General features: G+C 39.4%; 27 protein-coding genes. 17 read left to right on the forward strand and 10 right to left on the reverse strand.

Annotated features, from left to right (window positions below; all coding sequences use genetic code 11):
* Positions 1–98: 98 nt before the first annotated feature.
* Positions 99–728 carry a hypothetical protein gene (locus KO525_RS04055; protein ID WP_215962508.1) on the reverse strand — a complete coding sequence of 210 codons (630 nt, stop codon included), beginning with the start codon at positions 726–728 and terminating at the stop codon, positions 99–101.
* A gap of 243 nt (positions 729–971) precedes the next feature.
* On the opposite strand from KO525_RS04055, the gene KO525_RS04060 reads away from it, so the two are divergent.
* Entirely contained in the window at positions 972–1559 is a 588-nt protein-coding gene (locus KO525_RS04060) for a DUF1287 domain-containing protein (RefSeq protein ID WP_215962509.1), read from the forward strand.
* Between the two features lie 123 nt (positions 1560–1682).
* Here KO525_RS04060 and KO525_RS04065 read toward each other — a convergent pair whose 3' ends face one another.
* The 5 genes from KO525_RS04065 to KO525_RS04085 form a co-directional block, all read right to left on the reverse strand.
* Positions 1683–2948: a hypothetical protein gene (locus KO525_RS04065; protein WP_215962510.1), complete on the reverse strand. Its 1266-nt coding sequence runs from the start codon at positions 2946–2948 to the stop codon at positions 1683–1685.
* 1 nt (position 2949) lies between these two features.
* Positions 2950–3885, reverse strand: coding sequence for a lipopolysaccharide assembly protein LapB (locus KO525_RS04070; RefSeq protein WP_215962511.1), 936 nt, complete (start codon positions 3883–3885; stop codon positions 2950–2952).
* Between the two features lie 10 nt (positions 3886–3895).
* Complete coding sequence (locus KO525_RS04075) at positions 3896–4789, reverse strand: MOSC domain-containing protein (protein ID WP_215962512.1); 894 nt, start codon at positions 4787–4789, stop codon at positions 3896–3898.
* A gap of 113 nt (positions 4790–4902) precedes the next feature.
* Positions 4903–5154 (reverse strand): DUF3081 family protein, encoded by a 252-nt coding sequence (locus tag KO525_RS04080; protein ID WP_215962513.1) that lies wholly within the window; start codon positions 5152–5154, stop codon positions 4903–4905.
* Between the two features lie 5 nt (positions 5155–5159).
* Positions 5160–6020 (reverse strand): MipA/OmpV family protein, encoded by an 861-nt coding sequence (locus KO525_RS04085; protein ID WP_215962514.1) that lies wholly within the window; start codon positions 6018–6020, stop codon positions 5160–5162.
* A 162-nt stretch (positions 6021–6182) separates the two neighbouring features.
* On the opposite strand from KO525_RS04085, the gene KO525_RS04090 reads away from it, so the two are divergent.
* Together KO525_RS04090 and KO525_RS04095 are read left to right on the forward strand one after the other, a co-directional pair.
* On the forward strand, positions 6183–6602 hold the full coding sequence (locus tag KO525_RS04090) for a VanZ family protein (protein WP_215962515.1): 420 nt from the start codon (positions 6183–6185) through the stop codon (positions 6600–6602).
* A complete protein-coding gene (locus tag KO525_RS04095) occupies positions 6599–6946 on the forward strand; it encodes a hypothetical protein (RefSeq protein WP_215962516.1) in 348 nt (115 codons plus the stop codon). Before KO525_RS04090 ends, KO525_RS04095 begins: the two co-directional genes overlap by 4 nt.
* Here KO525_RS04095 and KO525_RS04100 read toward each other — a convergent pair.
* The gene (locus KO525_RS04100; RefSeq protein WP_215962517.1) at positions 6943–7278 is read right to left on the reverse strand and encodes a hypothetical protein; all 336 of its coding nucleotides are present in this window, start codon (positions 7276–7278) and stop codon (positions 6943–6945) included. The genes KO525_RS04095 and KO525_RS04100 overlap by 4 nt on opposite strands.
* Positions 7275–9056, reverse strand: coding sequence for an ABC transporter ATP-binding protein/permease (locus KO525_RS04105; protein ID WP_215962632.1), 1782 nt, complete (start codon positions 9054–9056; stop codon positions 7275–7277). Before KO525_RS04105 ends, KO525_RS04100 begins: the two co-directional genes overlap by 4 nt.
* Before the next feature lie 348 nt (positions 9057–9404).
* On the opposite strand from KO525_RS04105, the gene KO525_RS04110 reads away from it, so the two are divergent.
* The 10 genes from KO525_RS04110 (at position 9405) to KO525_RS04155 (ending at position 16781) form a co-directional block, all read left to right on the forward strand.
* Entirely contained in the window at positions 9405–10730 is a 1326-nt protein-coding gene (locus KO525_RS04110) for a M24 family metallopeptidase (RefSeq protein ID WP_252736798.1), read from the forward strand.
* Positions 10731–10856: 126 nt separating this feature from the next.
* Positions 10857–11495 (forward strand): cytochrome c biogenesis heme-transporting ATPase CcmA, encoded by a 639-nt coding sequence (gene ccmA, locus KO525_RS04115; protein ID WP_215962519.1) that lies wholly within the window; start codon positions 10857–10859, stop codon positions 11493–11495.
* An 8-nt stretch (positions 11496–11503) separates the two neighbouring features.
* Positions 11504–12196, forward strand: a complete 693-nt coding sequence (gene ccmB, locus KO525_RS04120; protein WP_252736788.1) for a heme exporter protein CcmB — start codon at positions 11504–11506, stop codon at positions 12194–12196.
* Positions 12196–12951: a heme ABC transporter permease gene (locus KO525_RS04125; protein ID WP_215962520.1), complete on the forward strand. Its 756-nt coding sequence runs from the start codon at positions 12196–12198 to the stop codon at positions 12949–12951. The genes ccmB and KO525_RS04125 overlap by 1 nt, the downstream gene beginning before the upstream one ends.
* Entirely contained in the window at positions 12941–13156 is a 216-nt protein-coding gene (gene ccmD / locus KO525_RS04130) for a heme exporter protein CcmD (RefSeq protein ID WP_215962521.1), read from the forward strand. The genes KO525_RS04125 and ccmD overlap by 11 nt, the downstream gene beginning before the upstream one ends.
* A gap of 1 nt (position 13157) precedes the next feature.
* Positions 13158–13652, forward strand: coding sequence for a cytochrome c maturation protein CcmE (ccmE, locus tag KO525_RS04135; protein ID WP_215962522.1), 495 nt, complete (start codon positions 13158–13160; stop codon positions 13650–13652).
* Between the two features lie 118 nt (positions 13653–13770).
* Positions 13771–13944 carry a hypothetical protein gene (locus KO525_RS19605; protein WP_252736789.1) on the forward strand — a complete coding sequence of 58 codons (174 nt, stop codon included), beginning with the start codon at positions 13771–13773 and terminating at the stop codon, positions 13942–13944.
* 174 nt (positions 13945–14118) lie between these two features.
* Positions 14119–14490 (forward strand): lactoylglutathione lyase, encoded by a 372-nt coding sequence (locus KO525_RS04145; protein ID WP_215962523.1) that lies wholly within the window; start codon positions 14119–14121, stop codon positions 14488–14490.
* Between the two features lie 372 nt (positions 14491–14862).
* Entirely contained in the window at positions 14863–15483 is a 621-nt protein-coding gene (locus tag KO525_RS04150; protein WP_215962524.1) for a MarC family protein, read from the forward strand.
* A 566-nt stretch (positions 15484–16049) separates the two neighbouring features.
* Positions 16050–16781 (forward strand): FadR/GntR family transcriptional regulator, encoded by a 732-nt coding sequence (locus KO525_RS04155; RefSeq protein ID WP_215962525.1) that lies wholly within the window; start codon positions 16050–16052, stop codon positions 16779–16781.
* A 648-nt stretch (positions 16782–17429) separates the two neighbouring features.
* Here KO525_RS04155 and KO525_RS04160 read toward each other — a convergent pair.
* Positions 17430–18176, reverse strand: coding sequence for an SDR family NAD(P)-dependent oxidoreductase (locus tag KO525_RS04160; protein ID WP_215962526.1), 747 nt, complete (start codon positions 18174–18176; stop codon positions 17430–17432).
* A gap of 450 nt (positions 18177–18626) precedes the next feature.
* Here KO525_RS04160 and KO525_RS04165 point away from each other — a divergent pair, with 450 nt between their 5' ends.
* Together KO525_RS04165 and KO525_RS04170 are read left to right on the forward strand one after the other, a co-directional pair.
* The gene (locus KO525_RS04165; protein WP_215962527.1) at positions 18627–19217 is read left to right on the forward strand and encodes a hypothetical protein; all 591 of its coding nucleotides are present in this window, start codon (positions 18627–18629) and stop codon (positions 19215–19217) included.
* A 132-nt stretch (positions 19218–19349) separates the two neighbouring features.
* On the forward strand, positions 19350–19910 hold the full coding sequence (locus KO525_RS04170) for a phosphoribosyltransferase (protein WP_215962528.1): 561 nt from the start codon (positions 19350–19352) through the stop codon (positions 19908–19910).
* 89 nt (positions 19911–19999) lie between these two features.
* Here the strand turns inward: KO525_RS04170 and KO525_RS04175 are convergent, their stop codons facing one another.
* Positions 20000–21292, reverse strand: a complete 1293-nt coding sequence (locus KO525_RS04175) for an NCS2 family permease (RefSeq protein WP_215962529.1) — start codon at positions 21290–21292, stop codon at positions 20000–20002.
* Between the two features lie 116 nt (positions 21293–21408).
* Between KO525_RS04175 and KO525_RS04180 the strand changes: the two genes are divergently transcribed.
* Positions 21409–22086, forward strand: coding sequence for a nucleoside-binding protein (locus KO525_RS04180; RefSeq protein WP_215962530.1), 678 nt, complete (start codon positions 21409–21411; stop codon positions 22084–22086).
* A gap of 253 nt (positions 22087–22339) precedes the next feature.
* Positions 22340–23236 (forward strand): EamA family transporter RarD, encoded by an 897-nt coding sequence (rarD, locus tag KO525_RS04185; RefSeq protein ID WP_215962531.1) that lies wholly within the window; start codon positions 22340–22342, stop codon positions 23234–23236.
* Positions 23237–23373 lie beyond the last annotated feature (137 nt).

The following is a 23373-nucleotide window of genomic DNA, read 5'->3' on the forward strand; positions in this document are numbered from 1 at the left end:
TTAGCAAAAAGATTGAAATACAAACCTCGACGTTAATTGGCCCCTTAGTTAAACGGACCAAGGCTAAATACCCCCGATACGAAATAAATAACTGCTAATCAGTCATGGCGAACAATGATTTTAGGGTCTATTGACGGATCGAGTCTAAGCTCGATTGGTCGATAAACGTGTATTTTTCCCTTTATTATGACGTCCTTACCAATCTCTATAATCGGTACGCGGGTTTCAAACTTAGATAAAATAAACCCGGTTTTTTCAATAATAATATCGCCATCGACCTTTGCTTCATCGGCCAAAACTACATCACCAGTGACGGTGATAATGTTGCCACCAATCACAGATTTGGTTGCAATTCTAATTTCACCATTTACGGTTTTTACATCTCCAGTTACTAAGACCTGCTTACCTGTAATTATATTTCCGTTGGTGGTTTCTAATGACAATGCACGGCTAAAATCACCAATGGCTATATTGCCATTTACAATCTCAACGGCTTTTACCTCAGCGTTTTGGCCAATACTAATATTGCCATTATAAGCACTTAAATCCCCTGCAATGTTATTATCCCTTACATCAATATTTCCCGCAGATGTATGGGAATCAGAGCCGTCTTGGGCAATTCTGTTCCCGATAACACAGCCAGTGAGTGTCATAAATAACGTCGATATCGTTAGATACATACCCATTATTTTAATGAGCTTAAGCTTATGATTTAATGTTGTTTTCATTTTTCTCGCTTATTTTCTCGCTTAGTTGTTTTATAAAAACCATGATAATCAGCTATTCTGTTTGAGTTATTGGTTTTATTCAAATGTTTATAAAGTTAGTCCCATCAACATAATAACGATTTGACGCCAAACGAGTCAGAGAAAAGCGACTGACGGTACACTCATGTTTAATGGTTCTAATAACAATCGGCATAAGCCATCATTTTAACGCCACAACAAAACCGTAAGTGCTAAGGATAGAAGATGAAAAATATCGCAATGTACCTGCTCGTACTGTGCAGCGTCGGGGCAAAGGCAAACACGTTTGAAGCCGACATCGTTTCAGCGCTGTTAGAGCGTACAACTCACAATGTGACTTATGATGGTGCGTATATATCTATCCCTTACCCAAATGGCGATGTACCTGACAATATTGGCGTATGCACCGATGTTGTTATTCGTGCATATCGCACTTTAGGTGTGGATTTACAAAAGCTTGTTCATGAGGATATGGTTGCCAATTTCAATTTGTATCCATCGAAACGAATTTGGGGACTGACACGGACCGACAAAAATATTGATCACCGACGTGTCCCTAACCTGCAACAGTTTTTCACTCGCCACGGAACAGTACTAAAGGTATCAAACGACAGTAAAGACTATAAAACAGGTGACATAGTCACTTGGGTATTACCGGGTAATTTACCCCATATTGGTATTGTTATTGACCGTATATCCGAGCAATCGGGCAACCCGTTGATTGTCCATAATATCGGCCGAGGTCCAAAAGTAGACGACATGTTATTTGACTATAAAATTACTGGACACTATCGCTATGTGCCAGCAAACTGATCCGCTAATTTGTGATAATGGACGCTACGTATGTGTAGCAACTTTGTAAATCACGGCTTCCTTTTTGGGCTCGTATGTATCTCGACGAAGTGGTTTCAACTTCACGGTCATTAAGCCCATTTGCTAACGATACAATTCCAGTTGTTTCATAGCTTGGCCAATTTCCTCAATCACATCTTTATATTTCTGCGACTGAATTGACTTGTATCTATCGTTAAACTCTTCGGCTGAAATACCTTCTGGCCGGTGGTTTATGTCTAATATAAACATATCTTCTGTATAAACATTGGCCAATTTGAGGCAGGCTGATTTTGTATCAGTCATTGGGTCAGTCAGAAACTCTGCAAACGTTAAGCCCGCTTTGTCAGCAACAATGTCTGCAAAGCTAAAGCCGGTGCCTCCTGCGTTACTATCAATTAACTCTTTTATTTCGCCAATACTAAATGCGGTTTGTGTGCCACTGTTTAATTGTAAAAAAGCGGAATAGAGAAAATGCAATGCAAGATCTTCGCGGTTTCTCAATGTGGCCGACATACCTCGGCCAATTTTTCCGGGTATTCCTACGAGTCGACCAAATTTAGGGTTACCGTAACGGATCACTAGTGCCCAAATTGCAGCTTGAACATGGCGGTTTCGAACATCAGTTGGGCTGTTACGTGTTTGCTCTTTAACATGTGAAAAGGCGCTTCTAATTGGCTCCATTAACGACTTTGAATCATAATTTTGTAACGATAAATGCTCAATATAATTAGTGACTAGAGCTTTATCTAAATTTGAAGTACCACTTACTAGGTTCTGGGCTTCATTAAAACTCGCCTGAAGTGCCGGTTTAATCATATTGGCGTCCAAGTTTTTCACAACTAACTTGTTTCGTTCAAAACTTAAATTGGTTATAAAATGCTGCCATAAGTCATAACTATGTTTGCCTACAAATTTGTTAAGGCCATACTTTATTATTGGTTTGAGGGAATCTCCAGGAAGTGTCACAGAACCTATTTTACAGGAGTCGATATCGGCTCCTTCATAACCGTTGGTCAACATACATATGACATTTACATAACGTTTAAAACCACGTTTTTCCAATTTGACTGTGGCAACTAAAGTTAATCCCAATGACGTTAATCGTGACTCGATATCAATATTAGGCACAGAATAGCTTGCGACATTTAACGCAGCTGTCAGTTCGTCATTCGATAACGAAAACTCTTGAACCGCTTGTTTCGACGCGATACTACGATGAAATTGTTTAGTGACATTCTGAGCAATTTTAGCGTCATCTGCAGTGACGGACTTAATCTCTGGCACTAATCGCTGCTTGTCTGTTGCCAAAAATGGCAAGCTCGCCATACCGACTAATAAAATTACGATAAAAATGCCAATCCACTTCACACTAACTTCCTTTTAAATTTTTATTAATAATAGCCATTAGGGCATCAACTCGTTCTTCGTAACTGTCAAATTTGTCATTTATATCGACTTTTTCTAAATATAACTTTGCCAAAGTCCAATTTTTTTCTGCTACATATAACTGCCCAAGTCGATAATACGTCAGCTCGTCAATATTTGAATCAACTAATTCTGACGCTCGCGGTATCAACTCTAAAAAAATCGCTATCGCTTTGCTGTTTTGCTCTAATTTCTGAAATGTTCGGCCATAGTTGTAATTAGCAATGATATTAACATTAATTAATCCGGCTTTACGCGAATGTTCCATGGCAACAAGGTATTGAGTTTGCGCTTTAACCAAGTCCCCAGTGAGGAGATATAAATTGCCTAAGTTAATCGCGACTTTAGCAATTATATTGGCATTTTTATGATCACTAAACTTTCGTTCCAACTGCTTTAAAAGCCTAATACCTTCAGTGTATTGGCCTAGATAAATATGCAAATTAGCATAATCGATTAACGTGTTTGGGTCGTCACCTGTTTTTAACAACGCTTGGAAAATTAATTGTGCTTTTGCTAAGTGAGCTTTACGTTCAGGGTCATCCTTTTGACCTATTTTTAACTTTGCCGAATAAATATGAATTTTAAGTTCTACCACTTTTGGCAGCCTAGATGCGTTGATCAGTTTGCCCATCTCTATGTCTAACTGTTGGTATTTACCTAAATAATAGAGTGAATCAAGTTGGTACATCTTAAGCTTATAAAACTCGATTTTACTTTTGGGTTGTTCCGCTAGTTTTTGCTCAACCAGTCTTAAACAATTGGAATAGTCATTAACACAGAACTCATCTAATTGCGCTTGGGCCAAACTAGGGGTTACGAAAAAAATGATTGGAATTATCTCCAACACCAATATTTTTAACCGTCTAATAAAAGTCATCTTATGTTGGCTAACCTTGTACTTCATGACTAAAACAGACCGTATCACCAACACTGATACAGCAATCATTTTCCAAAGATTTACTTTTGATTAATACGCCATTGTGTCCGAAATAGGCACCTTTATCGGCAATATTTTCCATCGAAAACAGCGTTTTCAACGGTTGCTTAGAATTGCTTATTTCACCGGAGTTCTGATCAATTGACGTCATTTTACAACGTTCGCAGGGTTTACATAAATGCAGAGTACCAGCCTCTCCCATTTGCATATACTTAAATTGATGTTCAACAAATGCTGTTGTTCCAGCAATAACAACATTTGCTCTAAATCGAGACATAGGAACAGCCGACTCTGACTGCGCCACCAATTTTGTATTGAGTTCATCTAAAGAAGCAGATGTAGCCACTAAAAACGGATAACCGTCGGCAAAATAAGTTTGATGAATATCACCGTTGGTGTGTTTATTACTGACAGCTCGTTGGCTTTCGGGATTTAATCTTACGAGTCGCAACGCCTGCCCACGAAACCGACCTAAAATAGAAGTTAACCACGATCCAATTTTATCGCCTTCATCTAGAACGACACATTCACTTTGCCAAACTTTTGCGTTAAATGAGGTCGCGTCAAGCTCATCTGAGCCCGCATAAAGCAAAGGTATGTGGCACTCTCCAAATTGGTCATGACTTAAGACCAAATGGCTGTCCGTCAACGTGGTAGAGATAGTTGCCATCGCAGGGATATTTCGCTGCGACATAAACAACCCGTCTTCATTCACTATCATCCAAAAGCGGTCCCACTTTAACCCTAGGGGCGTCACCACAGATTGGCTCAATGAAATGCCCTTTAAGGACTTCACGGGATAGATATTAATTTCTTCGATAGTACCAGTCTGACGAGCTAACAATTTAATAACCTCTGGATATGCCAAAACTTTAGTGCAGTCAACAAACTACAACTAACAGTTTTAATGTCTTTAAACATCTATTTATTAAAAGACTTTTTGGGCGCTAAACGCCTTTACAGTTTGAATGTGGCTAATTTTTTCTCAAATTTTTGAAATGAATCTGCACTGCCAAATTGAATATCATATTTGCCATGAAACATCATCGTTAACGTTACATCGTTTAGAGACAGATAACAGTTGTAGCCGTCAAAATCGGACCACGCCTCTAGTCCTTCATAGTGGAACTTATCTTCTTTTTTTTCACCATCCGACATAACTTTGTCGAAAATCATCAAACAACGTTTTAAATCAATACTATTTTTCATCGCAATTACTCAAATAGATAAAAATATACTAATCCACCATATAGATGCTGCTTAGATTTTACCAATGGAGAATCAACATATTTTGCGCCGCTAATATCGGCATATGCAAAAAAACTACTGACAATATGTCGCTTTAATTGCCAACGAACACCGCCGTTTACTCGAAAGCCCGCGAAGCCACCTGGGGCGACAAACGCATCTCGTTCATCTGTCATATATTCTGGACTCACACCATAAAATTCATTGGCATAATCCTCAGACACAAACTCATAACCTAACTTTAATCGCGTGTTAACTTTACCGCCAAAAAACGTTTGGCTTAACCCTTTTCGCATTAAGATTGAAGGACTAGACGTTAATTTCAAATTAGTGAATTTGATAGTTCTGGCTTGACGAATATTCATATCGAGAAAAATGGCATCGGGGCTTGAGTCATCGCCCACAAGGTAATATTTAAGACTTGGACCAAACTCAAAAATGGCATTAATGTCTGGCATGCCTTTCCGTGCTTCAGCATCATCACTGTCGACAGGAATCGCACCGGACAAACTGACAGACAACAACCATTTTTCGCTATCAAACAATCTCGCGACAATACCGCCTTGGCCAATTTTTAAATTTGGACTGCGATAGTTGATATACGGGATTGGTAAAATAGCAGAACGGGTTTCTTTAGCACCAATATAAACAGGTACATTGACCGCAGTTGCAACACCAACACCAAACGTCCAGCCGCTTGGTTGACTTTCTTTTGGCATATCTAGGTCGCAATCGAGTAACAATTCAATTTGGCAGCCACCAGCGTCATCGGCAAGTGCACTAAAAGAGAGTAAAAAAGACAGAATAATTAAGGCAAATAATTTCATTTGCTAAAAATAACCAAATGTTGTGCGCTAAACAACTGAAATTACCGTTGCTGACAAAAATAAACTAGTATTAACGGAGAAACCGAAGTTAAAATTCAGGCAGTACTTATTGTTCCTAATCTCAATGTCAATTTCGACCCTAATGGACTATAACTGATTACAATGAAACTCTTTTTTAGAATATGCACCCTAACAGTTAGCCTCTTTGCGCTTTGGCTGATTTACCAAAAAGACCTAGGCATATCCAATGGCATCATCAATTATGTTGCGGCATGGCCAAATGGCGACAAAGTAGGTCATTTTTTTCTGTTTGGTTTTTTATCTTTTTGCGCTGTTTTGGCTACTAACTTTAAAAAAGCGTCGAACAGCCGATATGTCCCGATATATTTAGCTAGCTTGGTCGTTTGCATCATTGTTATATTAGAAGAATGTAGCCACTTACTATTTAAAACCCGAACGTTTGAAATAGCTGATATTATGGCCAATATCTTAGGTATCATGACATTTAGTTATATTGCCTATGGCATCGACAGTGTTTATAAATTAAGTGTTATGGAACAACAGGCTGAGAGCAATCAATGAAATATTCGTATAGGCAAACACAACACAGGGAATATGTAGGCGATGACAAGGGTGATCTATATTTAAATCACTTAAAATATTTTGAATTTCATCATTATCCCGGAGAGAGGTTACATAGCTTTTGGGCTATCGCAATTGTACTTATATTACTTTTTAAAATTGATGATTTATTTTCTATAAATGTATTTTATGGTTTGCTGGGCATTTATGTAATGTACATTGCGATATTTACAAAATACTTATTGACCAAAAAAATATGCAGATATAAAGGCTATTTCCTTTACCCTAATGCTATGATCCGTTTTTTTAAAAAACGTAAAAAATCTACTAATTCAGTGATTTAAACCTCAACATACTTGGCGTTGCTAAAAAGTTTTTTCGCTCTTAAGGCTACTTCATCTACCGTCGATTTAGGTAACCACAAGTCAAACGCAATGCCACTTGCGGTGAATAATGTTACGCAACGAGCCGCACGTTGAATTTTAACAACATCTGACTTAACCAATGCTCGGCCATTTAGCTTGAAGATCCGAGCTAGGGGCAAGTCCCGACAAAAAACCGTTGGGCCAGCTTCAACTAATACCCTTTTAGCCCCATTGATTGTCGCCGAACGATTGAGTCCGATAAACAAAAACAACATGCCCCAAAGTCCAAAAAACACTGGATAATCAATCATTCCGTTTCGCTTCTTTGTTCATTTTGAATTGCCCACATTGTTGCGTAATGACCACCTAAGTTTAATAACTCATGGTGTGTTCCTTGTTCAACAATTTTTCCTTTTACCATAACCAAAATATTATCCGAATCTACGATGGTCGACAACCTATGTGCAACAACTAAAGACGAATGTCCTTTAGCTATCGACTTCAGAGCGGTCAAAATAGCTTGCTCAGAACCAGAATCAAGTGATGATGTTGCTTCATCAAAAACCAAAATCGGCGGCCGCTTCAAAATAGTACGAGCTATCGCTACACGTTGTTTTTCACCACCGGATAACTTAAGCCCTCGCTCACCGACCATGGTTTTTTCTTGGTCAGGTAAAGAAACGATAAAGGATTTGAGATGAGCTAATTCTATCGCGCGCCAAACATCTTCCTCTGAGGCTTGCGGGTCGCCGTATTTTATATTTTCGAAAATTGTATCGTTAAACAGCACAGTGTCTTGTGGCACCACACCAATATTTTTTCTCAACGAGTGCTGACTCACGCCGTCAATTGGTTGTTCATCTATTAGGATTTGACCACTGCTAACATCATAAAATCGAAACAGTAATTTTGCTAATGTAGACTTACCCGCCCCACTTTCACCAACAACTGCGACTTTTTGCCCAGGTAATATTGTGAAATTAATGCCGTCCAGGATTTGGCGTTTTTTATTATAATGAAACTTTACATCTTTGAATTCTATTTTTGCCGTGGTGACCACCAATTCGGTTGCAGCTATGCTGTCTTGCACTTTGGGCTGCTTTCGTAGCAAAGCGAACATATTTTCAATATTGGCCAAAGATCCTTTAATTTCGCGATAAACAAACCCCAAAAAGTTAAGCGGCATAAACAATTGCATCATAAAAGCATTAATCAGCACAAAGTCACCTAGTGTCATTTCCTTTGCAACTACGCCTTCTGCGGCTAGTACCAACATCGCCGTCATCGATATAGCAACAACTAATGCTTGTCCCGAATTTAAAGCAAATAACGTGAGCCGGTTTTTACGGCGCGCGGTTTCCCATTTGGCTAAATCTTCGTCGTAACGTGAAGCTTCATAATCTTCGTTATTAAAGTACTTCACGGTTTCGTAATTCAGTAAACTGTCTATAGCTCGCGAATTACTGCTCGAATCTGCTTTGTTGGCTTCACGCACATATTTGGTTCGCCACTCCGTCGCAACTGCGGTGTACGCAACATAAGCCACAATTGACAATAATGTTATCGCCGCAAACTCAATACCGTAGTTAGTGAAGAAGATAATGACGACAAACATAATTTCGAGCAAAATTGGAACGATATTAAACACCATAAAGCGCATCAGAAAACTGATACCAGTAGTTCCACGTTCCATGTCTCTAGACAAACCACCGGTTTGACGATTCAAATGAAAATCTAAATCTAACTCATGGAGGTGATTAAATAATTTCAACCCCACTCTTCGCATCGCACGCTCGGTTACTCGACCAAATAATGTATCGCGAATTTCGCCTAGTAAAACAGTAGAAAACCGAACCGCACCATAGGCAATCACTAACGCCAATGGCACACTGACTATTGCCACTAAACCGTCGTTCATTTTGTCTAAGTCATCAACCACATGTTTAAGAATAAACGGTAGGCCGACACTTGCGACTTTAGCCAAGACCAAACACCCTAAAGCCAAAAAGACACGGACCTTATGCTCAAGGATATAAGGAATTAATGCGGTTAGGGAGCGCCAGTTAAAGTCAACTGGATCATCGGGCATAGAACGGGAATGTCTCACAGTGCGCCTTTTCTTAAGGGGTGATTTGTTTAATATGGAGATAACGAACAGTTACTTCAATTATCCATTTGAGATCAGTTTATATCTGTTTGTAATTTAAACCAATTGAAACAATACTAATACCAGTATGCATAATTAAATATTTTATAGGCGTTAGAAAATAACACTATCGCGGTTGGTAGTATTTGTCCGTTTTAATCATGCAGACTATCTCAAACTTCATTCATATAATAATTAAAGATGTTATGCTCATGTAGCGTCACTATCGTTTTTTAATATTGTTTTACTAACCAAAAGAGTTGGCCCATGCGCTGTATTTTAATTTCCCTAATGCTTTGTCTTAGTTTCAGTTTTTCTAGTTTTGGGCAATCGTCAATCGCCTCTGATATCTTATCGATGCAAGAGCGCGCGCAATTTATTGATGACATGACAGAACAACGTGTTACTCAACTGCTACCAGCAATGATGACTAAATCCGGGTTAGATGCGTGGTTATTAATAAGCCGTGAATACAATGAAGATCCGGTGCTAAAGACGATGTTACCAGCAACCTGGATTTCAGCGCGACGAACCACTATTTTACTCTTTTTATTGACGCCAAACGGCACAGTAGACGCCTATGCGATTGCGCCTTATAAAGTGGGTTCGGTGTTTAAACAAGGTTGGAATAAAAAACGTCAATCCAGTCAGTGGGAAGCCCTTAGCGAACTGCTTGAGCGTTACCAGCCTAAAAATATTGGTTTAAACTACTCAACAAATTGGGCCCACGCCGATGGCTTAGTGTTAACGGATTATAAAACGTTAAAAACGAATCTTCCCGCCAAATGGCGTAACAAAATGGTGTCAGCAGAAGCCCTTGCGGTTTCTTGGTTGGAGCAACGAATCGCGCCCGAAGTCGCTATGTATAAAGACATAGTGCGTATTGCTCACGCGATCATTGCCGAAGGTTTTTCGAATCAAGTTATCACTCCTGGCGTAACTTCAACAACCGACTTGCAATGGTGGTTTAGAGAACGCGTTCGCGAACTGAAATTACAGGTCTGGTTTCACCCAAGTATCTCAGTGCAACGCAATGAACAACCAGCCTTTAATAGCGACACCGCATTTTCTGAAGGTCATGAACAAAATATCATTCAATATGGTGACTTATTACATATTGATTTTGGCATTACCTATTTAAGGCTTAATACCGACACGCAACAACATGCCTATGTTTTGAAACCTGGTGAAACCGCGGCACCTCAATATTTAACAGCCGCTTTTACCACCGGTAATAAACTACAAGACATTTTCACTGACTTATTTAAAGCGGGTAAAACCGGTAACCAAGTGTTAAAACAAGCCCGAAGCGCCGCAATAGAAGCCGGCTTAAAACCAACCATTTATACCCACCCGATTGGCTATCACGGCCATGCAGCAGGGACAACATTAGGTATGTGGGACGCACAAACTGGCGTGCCTGGCGATGGTGATTACCCATTACATCACAATACGGCTTATTCGATAGAACTAAACAATGCGGTTTTCATCGATGCGTGGAACAAAGAGATCCGCATTATGTTGGAAGAAGACGCGATGTTTGATGAGTCTGGCGTTTGGTACTTAGATGGCCGTCAAACGGAGCTGATTTTAATTGGCGAAACCCCTGCGAAATAAGGGTTTGTTGATCTACATTCGGTAATCAAACAATTACCTCCAAGCTTTTTGCCAACCTAGGTTGGCAATTTGTCAATCTCATGTGACAATAATCATCTAATTTTTGATAACCGTAGTTAAAAACCTTTGTCAAACCACGTCCCATTATTATCATCAAAGCATTTAACTTGCATTCGTCAAGATAGAGTTCTATTTGAAGATCTCAATTTTGAGCTTAGTGCTGGGGATATCATTCAGGTTGAAGGGCCAAATGGCGTGGGCAAAACGAGTTTATTAAAAATACTCGCGGGACTGTCTTTTGCCAACGAAGGCGACGTACTTTACCGTGGCAAAAACATCCAGCAACAAGCCGAAGAATACCGGCAGAACCTGCTTTACCTTGGCCACCAACCTGGTGTTAAGGGTGAGCTCACCGCGGAAGAAAACCTGGAGTTTAGCTTAGCTCTACATGGTCAAACCGTTGCTGATACAGAACAAACGCTTAGTGAAGTTGATTTAGCTGGGTTTGAAGATGTTTACGCGTCGCAGCTAAGCGCCGGCCAGCATAGACGTATTGCGCTTGGTCGCCTTTGGCAGTCGACCCAAAAAATATGGATTTTAGACGAACCGTTTACGGCTATCGATAAATCGGGCGTTAGCAAGTTAGAGAAGTTGTTTTTAAGTCATATCCAACAAGGCGGGGCGATTATTCTCACCACGCATCAAGATTTTAACTTAATTGCATCACATGTGACAAAGTTAACGTTGCAGTATCGGTTTGATTAGGGATGACAATGAATTCTAAACCTGCGATGTCGTATTTCACGGTATTGACATTCATCATCAAGCGCGAACTTACTTTGGCTTACCGCCATAAAGATGACGTATTAAACCCGATCCTCTTTTTTATTATCGTCGTCACATTATTTCCACTTGGTATTGGGCCGGCAACCAATACCTTAGCGACAATTGCACCTGGTGTCATTTGGGTCGCTGCATTACTCGCAACCTTATTGTCACTCGATAGAATATTTAAATCTGACTTTAACGACGGTTCATTAGAGCAAATGTTACTCAGCCCCCACCCCACATACATTATTGTTTTGGGAAAAGTGGCGGCTCATTGGCTTATCACTGGGTTGCCCTTAATTTTTATCGCGCCAGTTTTAGCCGTGTCTTTACATTTAGATGACAATGCATACAACGCAATGATGTTAACGCTATTATTGGGTACACCGGTATTGAGTTTTATTGGTGCAATCGGTGCTGCGCTGACGGTGCGCCTTAAAAATGGTGGCGTTATTCTTAGTTTGCTTGTTTTGCCGTTGTTTATTCCAGTATTAATATTTGCGACAAGTACCATAAATACTGCGGCAATGAATTTACCTTATCAAGGCCAACTTGCTATCATAGCAGCCTTATTAGTCGGCGCGGTTACCCTCGCCCCATTTGCAATTAGTTCAGCATTAAAAGTGAGTACAAATTAATGTGGAAGTGGTTACACCCTTACGCCAATCCTGAAACGAGTTATCATTTGGTTGGTAAACTTATCCCATGGTTCGCTGTAGTCTCAGGTGCTTTATTAACAATAGGGCTATTTTGGGGCTTGTTATTTGCGCCACCAGACTACCAACAAGGTGATAGTTTTAGAATTTTCTATCTGCATGTTCCTGCCGCCAGTCTGTCGATGGGGATCTACCTAGGGATGGCCATAGCCGCGTTTTGTGGATTAGTCTGGCAATTACGTTTGGCTGGCGCAGCTGTTGCCGCTATGGCACCTGTAGGGGCTGTATTTACCGCAATCGCACTGATAAGTGGCGCCGCCTGGGGGAAACCTATGTGGGGAACATGGTGGATTTGGGATGCCCGACTGACTTCAGAACTTATTCTATTATTTCTCTATCTCGGCGTTATGGCGTTAAATAGTGCATTTGACGATAAAATTGCCGCGGGCAAATCTGCAGGCATCTTGGCATTAGTTGGAGTCATCAACCTCCCGATTATTAAATATTCGGTAGAATGGTGGAATACACTTCACCAAGGTGCAACCGTCAGCAAATTAGGTAAACCCTCTATGACATTAGATATGTTTTACCCATTTGTATTTTGCTTTCTAGGTTTTGCATTTTTAAGTGCTGTGATTATTTGTATCCGCTTTCAATCACAAATATTGCAACACAATGTCACTCGCCCTTGGGTAAAAAAGCTCGTTACTGTTGAGGAGAACAAACATGCAGTTTGATAGTTTTTCAGCTTTTCTCGATATGGGTGGATATGGCTTTTTTGTTTGGTTATCTTATGGCTCAGCTTTTCTGTTATTTGCCATTTTGTTGTGGTCTAGTTTATCTGGCCATAAACACACAAAACAACAAATTATTAAAAAACTAAATCGCGACGAAAAATTACGTCAACGTGCGCAACAATCGTCTGCAGGAGTAGAACCGTAACATGAACCCTCGTCGTAAAAAAAGACTCGCTATAATATCGACCATTGTTCTCGGCCTTGGTGCTGTAACAGGCTTGGTATTGTACGCATTAAGTCAAAATATTGATTTGTTTTATACCCCATCTGAAATCCACTATGGTAAAAAAGAAACCGGTGTAAAACCAACCCTAGGTCAACGCCTTGATATCGGCGGAATAGTTATTCCAGGCAGTGTCATTCGAAATGCAGACACACTGGAAGTGAGCTTTGATTTAGGTGACATGAAAACGCCAACGGTCTTTACCGAACAAGATCCTAAAGTGACAGTGCAATACACAGGTATTCTTCCTGATCTATTTCGAGAAGGGCAAGGTATTGTTGCACAGGGCATGTTAACGGATGGGTTTATCATAAAAGCCACTGAAGTATTGGCTAAACATGATGAAGAATACATGCCAAAAGAAATTGCCGATAGTGCCAAGAAAAAACATAAAAACGTCGATTACGGCGGTAACTAATACAGAACAATAAATACCAATATAATTGATAACGACGTTCAGGTTGAGCGTCGTTAAATTTGCAAGGTAGCGTTAGAATACAATCAAAGAAACCAAAATTTTTATATGGACGTAAAATATGAGCAAACCCGATTTCAGCGATTATTCATTGGATGAACTATTAGACGCTCAATGCCACATTGATGCTGAAAAATTTCCAGACCGAGTCAAACAAATCCAAACAGCCATTGCCGCCATTTTGCGCCAGAAGACGGGGCAGCAAATCCTCCTCAGTGGTACACATTCACTATAATCGCAATGGGCATAACAATGTTGCTTTGGCACTTGCTCGAAATTGTTACTATGTTGTTTAGTGCTAAAAACCGGGCATTTCATGATTTTATTGCAGGCACCGTCGTTGTTCGCATTCAGCATTAATTATTGGTACCTTAGGTTTTGTGTTTGCACCGAAAAGGAAAGCTAAACAATGAAAGTTGACGATATTCGCGTATTTATTCCAAGTAAAGATTATCAAGTTTCCCAAACGTTTTACCAGGCGATGGGGTTCAAAATGGAGTTTGTTACTGACGACCTGTCGCTTTTCACCAATGGCGATTGCACCTTTTTCCTAACCCGCTTATATAACAAAGAATTTGCTACAAACTTAATGTTCCAACTTGCTGTTTTAGACATCGATGAGGCGTTTGAGACAATCTCAGCTTTGCAAAGTAACTGTTTAAAAGAGGGGATCGAACTAGACATTAAATACGAACCCATTAAAACAGAGCATTGGGGGAAGGTAGTCTATTTATGGGGGCCATCAGGTGAACTTTGGCACGTCACTCAATTTGCTTTATAATCTGGCTTACATTTGTCGATGATCGGGAAGATTAATTGCTTTAGAAAAATATCCATTCTTCATTTAGGCATATGAGTTTATGCGCGTAACTGGCGAACTAAAAAGAGGCTCAATTTTCTAATATTAAATACCGAAATATTCAAATTTCACCAACGTAATATTAATCCTTTAACATACAAGTTTTAAACTGAATTATTAGCCCTATTATCGGCAGGTAGTCGAAAAAAGTCTTTAATTCTAATATACTCGTTTACGATCGTTAAGTAGCAATACACTCGATTTTAACTCGTTCTTCAACACTCTAGGTTCACGTGAGACAAATCTCTAAACCAGATCATTGCCAGCGTGTTCAGACAAACAAGGACCTTAATAATGATTGATATTTTAGCGACCTTTATCATATTTTTTGCCGTCATTGACCCAATAGGAACCATACCGGTATTTATAGCAGTAACTGAAAAATATGATGCTAAAACCAAACGACGTATTGCCCTACTTGCAGCGGTTTGTTCCACCTGCATCCTGATATTTTTTGTCGTTCTTGGTGAACTCCTACTCAAAGCATTGGCAATACCACTACCCGCTTTTCAGATCTCCGGCGGCATCGTTCTATTTCTCTTTGCACTGAATATGATTTTTGGCGACAGTAAACCAGAAGAAGAGCTCAAACTTATAAAGAAAGATTACCGACAAACAGCCATCTTTCCAATTGCAGTGCCTTCAATCGCGAGCCCAGGTGCAATGTTAGCGGCAGTTCTACTTACTGAGAATTCGCTCTTTAGCATTTGGGAACAGGCGCAAACGGTAGTTGTAATGATTTCTGTAATCCTCTTAGTCTACATTATGATGCTACTTGCGGGTTGGATTAACAAAGTGATTGGTAGTAGCGGAGCAAGCGTTGTAAGTCGTGTTATGGGTCTCATTCTCTCGGCCGTAGCAACAACAAATATACTGGCTGGCTTTAACGAATTTTACAATATTACACCTATGTAACTTGGGTCCAATTACTTTAGTCGATAGCGCCATAGGAAAAAGTTAAGTCCAATGGCGCCACCAGTAAGTCTACAGTGCCTTTAATTGCAATATTTTCTGTCGATAATTCATTAAAGTTAGCCAACAGCTTGAATGGTATTTTTAAATCGAACTGGTAATAACAAAATACACAAATTTAATATTTAATTTATGTTTTATCGTTAGAAAAATCTCAAGTTGTATTAAAAATAAATCATATTGCGTTTGACATTGTCTCAACTAAAAAAACATCAATATAATGCCCACATCACAAAAAAAATACATTACTCATATAAAACAACATCTTGAGAAAAAACCTAGCAACGACAACTTCATAAATAGCTAATTTTTAAGCAAAAAATACCTTCAAAAACAGACCAATAATAAAACCAATTTGATAACCAAGGTGGCAGCCTTGGCCTTACCAAATTAAATTAAATTAAATTACCAATTTGAAGAATTGCCAAAAGCTGTTATAAAGATACAATATCGCCAACAATTCATTATCAATTCTTGCTTGTTAGCATTACGTAATTAAGAGGTTTAGCATGGGTAGCCGCAGGTTATTTTGGGAAATAGTAGAACAAATTGAACGTCGTATAGATGCGGGTGACTACCCTCCTGGAAGCCGACTGCCCCCAGAACGTGTCCTTGCTGAACAATTTGACGTTAGTCGTCCGACAATTAGAGAAGCAATAATCGCACTCGAAGTCCGAGGACGTGTTGAAGTTAAAACAAGCTCTGGTGTTTACGTTTTAGACTCGAACAAAAAGCAGCAACCAGAAATTGAAGTGAGTGCTTTCGAATTAACTCAGGCCCGAGCTTTAGTTGAAGGTGAAGCTGCTGCATTAGCTGCGACGACTATTACTGAAGAAGAACTCGACAAACTGGAAGAGACTTTACTCGCAATGGAAAGCGGTATAAACGCCGACCAAGCGGATAAAGAATTCCACCGTATCATTTCTAAAGCCACTCGAAACAAAGCTATTTTGATGGCTGTTGAAAAGTTTTGGTCGCTACGAGAGAGTCGTGAAAATATCATCCAAGCATATGCTGGTGTTTGTAGCTCAAGTGCAGAAGCGCGCATGAATGAACATAGAAATATTTTTAACGGTTTAAAAAACCGCAATGCAGAAAAAGCGCGAGCAGCAATGCATGAACATTTTAATCGACTCATTAATGCACTTTTTGAAGCTAGTGAAGCCCAAGCATTGGAAGAGATTAAACGTAAAAGTAGTGAAACTCGTGGATTGTACTCGCTCAATCACTTAGTTCAGTAACACTTTACCATATGACAATTACCCACCTCTAAGTTGTCATATGATTTAGTATTACACATAGATGCCCTAAGGCAGTCTCTTATACCTAAATCCCTGCTAAGAAATTAGCAGGGATTTTTTTGAACCATTTTCTTAATCCATGAGCAGGTCTCCAAGCGATTTGGCAAGTTACTCTCGTTTTATGGGTAATGAAAAATATAGTAACGCCCGTAAATGCTGAAGCAAGGATTAAGCTTTTCGCAACGAGCGCGACACAACATTACCTGCTACTTTCCTTGGAAAGTACCACTGATATCGTTTATCGCCATTGATCTATTCGAACGGAATTAAGCTTCATTAACCAAGGTTACCGACATCGTGGTTTGCTTGCACATAGTATCGTTTTGTTTGCCCTAGAAGTATCTGAAGTCGTTGGGCTTATTGAACAGTGGCGATGGACAAAGATACAAAACGCACCGACTGTGCGTCTGTTAAAGTGTAATGACAAGGATGGTTAAGTTACTAACCATCCTTGAAGATGAGGTGTTAGCCAAAGCCCTTGAGTCAAACTTGTGATCAAGAGACAGCGCTTAGGTTGTTTTTGATGCATAAATAAAACTACGCATCAGCATAATCAAAAACGTAATCAAAAACGCACAGCAACATTGATTAGGAAAATAACAATCCAGCATTAATGTCGACACAGTTACCCGTCATATAAGACGACTCGTCTGATGCCAAGAATGACACTAATTTAGCAACTTCTTCTGACGTACCTTCTCGTTTAAGTGCAGTTGCACCTGCTACGTTCGTACGGACTTCACTCTTAGTGAAGGTATCGTGAAATCCTGTACTAATCATTCCAGGACACACACCATTCACTCTAATGTCTGGGCCTAACTCTTTAGCTAAACCACGCGTAAATGTCATTACAGCGCCCTTAGATGTCGCATAGGCAACCGCTCCAGGTCCACCACCATCACGCCCTGCTTGTGAAGCAAATGTAACGATTGAACTACCAGCTTTCATATGAGGAACGCATGCTCTTGTCATCTTAAATAATGACGTTAGATTTACATTCATCACGTTATGCCAATGCTCATCTGTCATCTCGCTAATTTTGACGCGACCAACTAAGCCACCTGACACATGTACTAAGCAGTCAATGCCACCGAGTTGGTTTACTGCAGCATCTATCGTTTTATCTACATCGGCTTGAACGGTTAGATCAGCCTGAATAGCAACGGCTTTTTGCCCCAACGCTTCTATTTCAGCAACAGCTGAAAGCGCAGTTTCGCTACTCGAATGATAAGTTAATACAATATTTGCACCTTTTTTGGCTAAATCGATAGCACACGCACGACCAATATCACGGCCACCACCGGCTACAATTGCAACCTTTCCCTTCATAGACATATGATTCTCCAGAGGATCCAATAAATGAAATAGATGATTGCAACTAAGTAAATACAGGCCGCACTCCCGATTTAACTAAGTTGACCCGATCGAATGTAAACCACACAACAATGAATTGTCAACCAATTAATTGACCAATGGTTAACCATTTTGATTGATTCTTATCCAAAATTCCAATATCGAGCTGCTAAAAGCTTCGTTAGAAAATTTACCAAAGCAAATACAAAAGGACACCTCGCTGACCAATCAGTGCATGCCACTCCTTAAATCGGCGACATGACTTTTTAACCAAACAGGGGCATATGGTATTCCTCAATAAATTATTTCAGTTTTCTAATTTTTTATTTTATGCAGTTATTTCGGACATTTACGTCAAAAAGTAAACAACAGTTGTACCAAATAGATTAGTTGCTTAGAATTCAGTTAACCTTAGGTTAATCAGAGCACCACATGAGTTCAGTGTTATTTTGGCTTTTAGTCATCGTTGTTGTTTATTCTTTATATGTCGTCCGAAAGAAACAAAAAACAATACACGCGTTAAAAACCAAGCAACTTTCGTTAAATCATTCAGTCCGTCAATTGCAAAATCGCTATAAAGAGTTGGTCGCGTCGCTACCACAACAGTATGAATTGGAACTTGAAACAGAACACAAACGTCGATTGATTGCCGTGGGCAATAACTACTTTGTGTTTCAAGCGGTAAACTCGTTAAACTTAGAGCGTTTGTCTGACTTAGTCGATACATTTTCCAATGTATTTTCTCAGTTTGAAGATATCAATTGGTACCCTAAAGAGCAGCTTCCAGCCTTAATATCAAGGCTCTGTGAAGCCTTGCCTAGCGATACCCGTAGCTTCAATAGCCAGTTTTATCTCGAAAAGGCGCCAAGACTATTTTTTGATTTTTCTGAGGAAATTAACGAATTAATTATTAAAAATGAAGCACAGTCAGAAGAAGACACAATAGAATCTGAAGAAGATGAGCAAAGTAATACTTATCAGTATTCTTCTGAAACAGAACAAGACATGTCTAACAACTCCTAAATACAAAACAAGCCGACCAAAAGCGTGTCCGCCTATGGTTGTGAAAATACTGAACAAACATGGAATATCGGGATTTATTGAGCTAAAGTAGTTGATCCCTTTTGCCATATAAATAAAGGTAAATAAAATAATATGGTCCCTAAGCGATTTATTACTGCTCAAGAATTATTAGAAGATTCCTTTCGTCTTGCCCATCAAGTTTATGAATCTGGATTTAAACCTGACTTTATTATTGGGATCTGGCGTGGCGGAGCACCAATTGGCATCGCCGTTCAAGAATACTTCGATTTTAGAAAAGTCGAAACAGATCACATTGCGGTGCGCACATCTTCATATTACGGTATTGGCCAGCAATCCAAAGAAATTAAAGTTCATGGTTTACATTATTTGATTGAAAATGCGAATGCGGACAACTCGTTACTTATTGTCGATGATGTTTTCGACTCAGGACGAAGCATTGATGCGCTGATCACACAAATTAAAAGTTTATCACGACTTAATACACCAAAAGACATTCGAATAGCGTGTCCGTGGTTTAAGCCAAAAAACTGTCAGGTAGACATAGTTCCCGACTATTACGTTCAACAAAGTGATGAGTGGTTAGTGTTTCCACACGAGTTATCAGGGTTGACGGCTGAAGAGTTAGCGGAAGGTAAAACAGATCTAAAAAATATTATAGATCTGTTTAAATAAATTAAAAAAATACGGGGTTGATGCATTCAACCCCGTAATTAAATTCAATAAAAACACAATTAACGATTTTAACAAATAGCTGTAAATCACTAATCAACAAATGCAATTTTAGCAATAAATAATACCGTCAGAATCCAAACGCTTAGACTGACTTCATCTCTTTTGCCACACAATAGCTTAGTAAATGCATACGTTATAAACGCCAAACTTATCCCATGCGCAATAGAAAATGTTAGCGGTGTAAAAAGCAATACTACAGTCACCGGCGCAGCTTCCGTAATGTCACTCCAATCAACATTTTGCAAATTAAATAGCATTAATATCGCCACATAAAACAAAGCCCCCGAGGTCGCATATACTGGGATCATACCCGCCAAAGGGGCAAAGAAAATACTCAGTAAAAATAGCACACCAACGCAAACCGCAGTTAACCCAGTGCGACCTCCTTCGGACACTCCCGCTGCACTTTCTATATAACTTGTCGTTGTTGATGTACCTAACGCAGCCCCCGCTAACGTTGCGACAGAATCACTCGATAATGCTTTTCCAAGGCGAGGAATATTGCCATCTTCGTCAATTAATTTGGCTTTTTGCGTAACTGCAATCAATGTTCCTGACGTATCAAATAAATCAACAAACAAGAAAGCAAAAACAACACTTAACATAGATAGTTCCAACGCGGCGCTTAAATCCATTTGTAAAAATGTCGGGGCTAACGAAGGTGGCATCGACATGATACCAGCGTACTCAATATCACCAAATCCTATACCGATTAACGTCATGGCTAATATCGCAAATAATACCCCACCTTTAACACCTCTTGCAGTTAAAGCGGCAATCACAAAAAAGCCAATCACACTCATTAAAGGAGTGAATTCAGAAAGGTTACCTAGGCTAACAAATGTTGCTGGGTGAGCGACAATAATGCCCGAATTTTTAAGTGCTATTAACGCCAAAAATGAGCCAATCCCCGTTGCAATACCGAGTTTTAGTACTCTGGGGATCGCGTTAATGATCCATTCCCTAACCTTAAAAAGGCTCAATAAAAGGAAGATAATCCCCGATAGAAATACCGCACCTAAAGCGGCTTGCCATGTATGCCCCATACCAAGCACAACACCATAAGTGAAAAAAGCGTTTAACCCCATTCCAGGCGCAAGCGCGATGGGATAGTTCGCAACAAACCCCATAATAAAGCAACCAATCGCGGCCGCGATACAAGTAGCGACAAATACGGCCCCTTTATCCATCCCAGCCTCGGCTAAAATACTTGGATTTACAAAAATAATATAAGCCATAGTGACGAACGTCGTTAAACCCGCGACAATTTCGGTTTTCACGTTCGTATTATTGGCTTTTAAATGGAACAGTTTTTCCAACATATCTAAACCTTCTTCAATTTTTGAGCAATATTTTTAAAATAGCGCTATATTTTGTACCATGCACTGCGAAAGATTAATAGAATCAATCTTTTATTTTACCTAAAGAGAACAAGAACATGAAAACAATACTGCTAAGCCTTATGACCTTCATCTTATTTTCAGCGCCTAGTATGGCAAAAACAAAATGGTCTGACTTTAGTTTAAGCTATTTAAAAGGCAGTGATTACGAACTGGGTGACAATAAACGTGAAGTGATTTCGTTTGAATACGCAAACGGAAGTACTTGGGGTGATACCTTTATGTTTTTTGATCGGCTAATATCTGACAACGGCGATGTTGAAACCTACGGTGAATATAACTCACGATTTCATGTAAAAAAATTCAATGGTTTTATTAAAAACGTTTATGTTGCAGGCACTTTAGAAATGGGCCCCGGCAATAACTATTTATTTGGCGTTGGCACCGATCTAGATGTGCCCTACTTTAAGTTTGTCCAGCTAAATCTGTTTCACCGTAACAATGCCTTTGGTGGCAACAATTACCAGGCGACTTTCGTTTGGAGTGCTCCAATTGGACCTCTGACATATACCGGCTTTATCGACTACGCAACTGAATATGATTCTTATGAGGCGTCAATGAACTTTACCTCGCAGCTAGGTTACGATTTTGCACCAGCGTTAAATATGAAAAACAAATTTATCGTCGGCATAGAGTACGTTTATTGGGACAACAAATTTGGCATCGACTCCATCGACGAACGCAATGCAAACCTATTAATCAAATATCACTTTTAATAAATTCAAAATCCTTACTGCATCTAAACCTGTGGTGATTATTACGGGGCAGTTGTGGTAAATATGAAATAGTAAGCTCATTTAAAAAGTACGGCCACATTTATCAAAAAATAGAGCCGTGCATTATTTACCGAATTTATTTATATCTCTTAGAAATTATTCCCAAAAATCTGTTAACTTGCTCGTAACTAATTAACATCACCTGGCGACGTTGTTTATTGCCAAGGTGTGACTCAAGGTTTGACACTTAAAAATGAATTCAAATGGAAAGAATGGCGCTATATTAGCCGTTATGGCTTATTCTATGTGGGGCTTAGCACCGGTATTTTTCAAACTGTTAGACCACATTTCGCCGCTTGAAATATTGCTACACCGCATTCTATGGTCCGTGGTTGTTTTGGCTATTATAATTTCAGTTAAAAATAACTGGCGAGCTGTTATCGCTGTGTTTAAAGACAAAAAAAATATCCTACTGTTAATGTTAAGTAGTTGCTTTTTAGCGTTAAATTGGTGGTTGTTTATCTGGGCCATAAATTCTGGGCGCATTTTAGACGCAAGTCTAGGCTATTACATTAACCCGATATTAAACGTCGCATTGGGCATGGTGTTTTTGTCTGAACGCCTAAGCCGCCTTCAATATCTGGCAGTGGCATTCGCTTTTACCGGCGTCTTAATTCAAGTTGTGACTTATGGTTCTTTTCCAATTGTCGCGTTTGGTCTTGCCTCGTCATTTGCAATGTATGGCCTTATTCGAAAAACCATCAAAGTTGACGCGGTGACCGGCATTTTTTGGGAATCCGCACTGTTAATTGTACCGGCCATTATCTATTGGCTAGTTTCAGAGCCTACAGTGACGACAAATATGTTTAACAACCCACTTAATTTAAATCTGTTATTTATAGCGACTGGGCTTGTAACAACAGCACCATTACTCTGTTTTGTCGGCGCTGCACGTCGTTTAAACTATTCCACTATGGGATTTTTCCAATACATTGGACCAAGCATCATGTTCCTTTTTGCCATATTTGTTTATCAGGAAAATATGAGTGACGCTAAATGGCAGACATTTGCATTTATCTGGACAGCGTTAATTTTCTATTCTTACTCAAGTTACCGAACATACTCAAATAACAGGATAAAAACTCACTAGTTGCTTAGCCTAGTCATCTGCATGACCAACAAGTATCTGCTGTGTTAAATATTACTTAGATTATTGCAGACATAAAAAAACCTCGATTAACGAGGTTTTTTTTACGATTCAACACATAATACTAATCCGCTAACAAG

Origin of the sequence: Psychrosphaera sp. B3R10 (assembly GCF_018861025.1) — a bacterium.
Taxonomy (GTDB): Bacteria; Pseudomonadota; Gammaproteobacteria; order Enterobacterales; family Alteromonadaceae; genus Psychrosphaera; species Psychrosphaera algicola.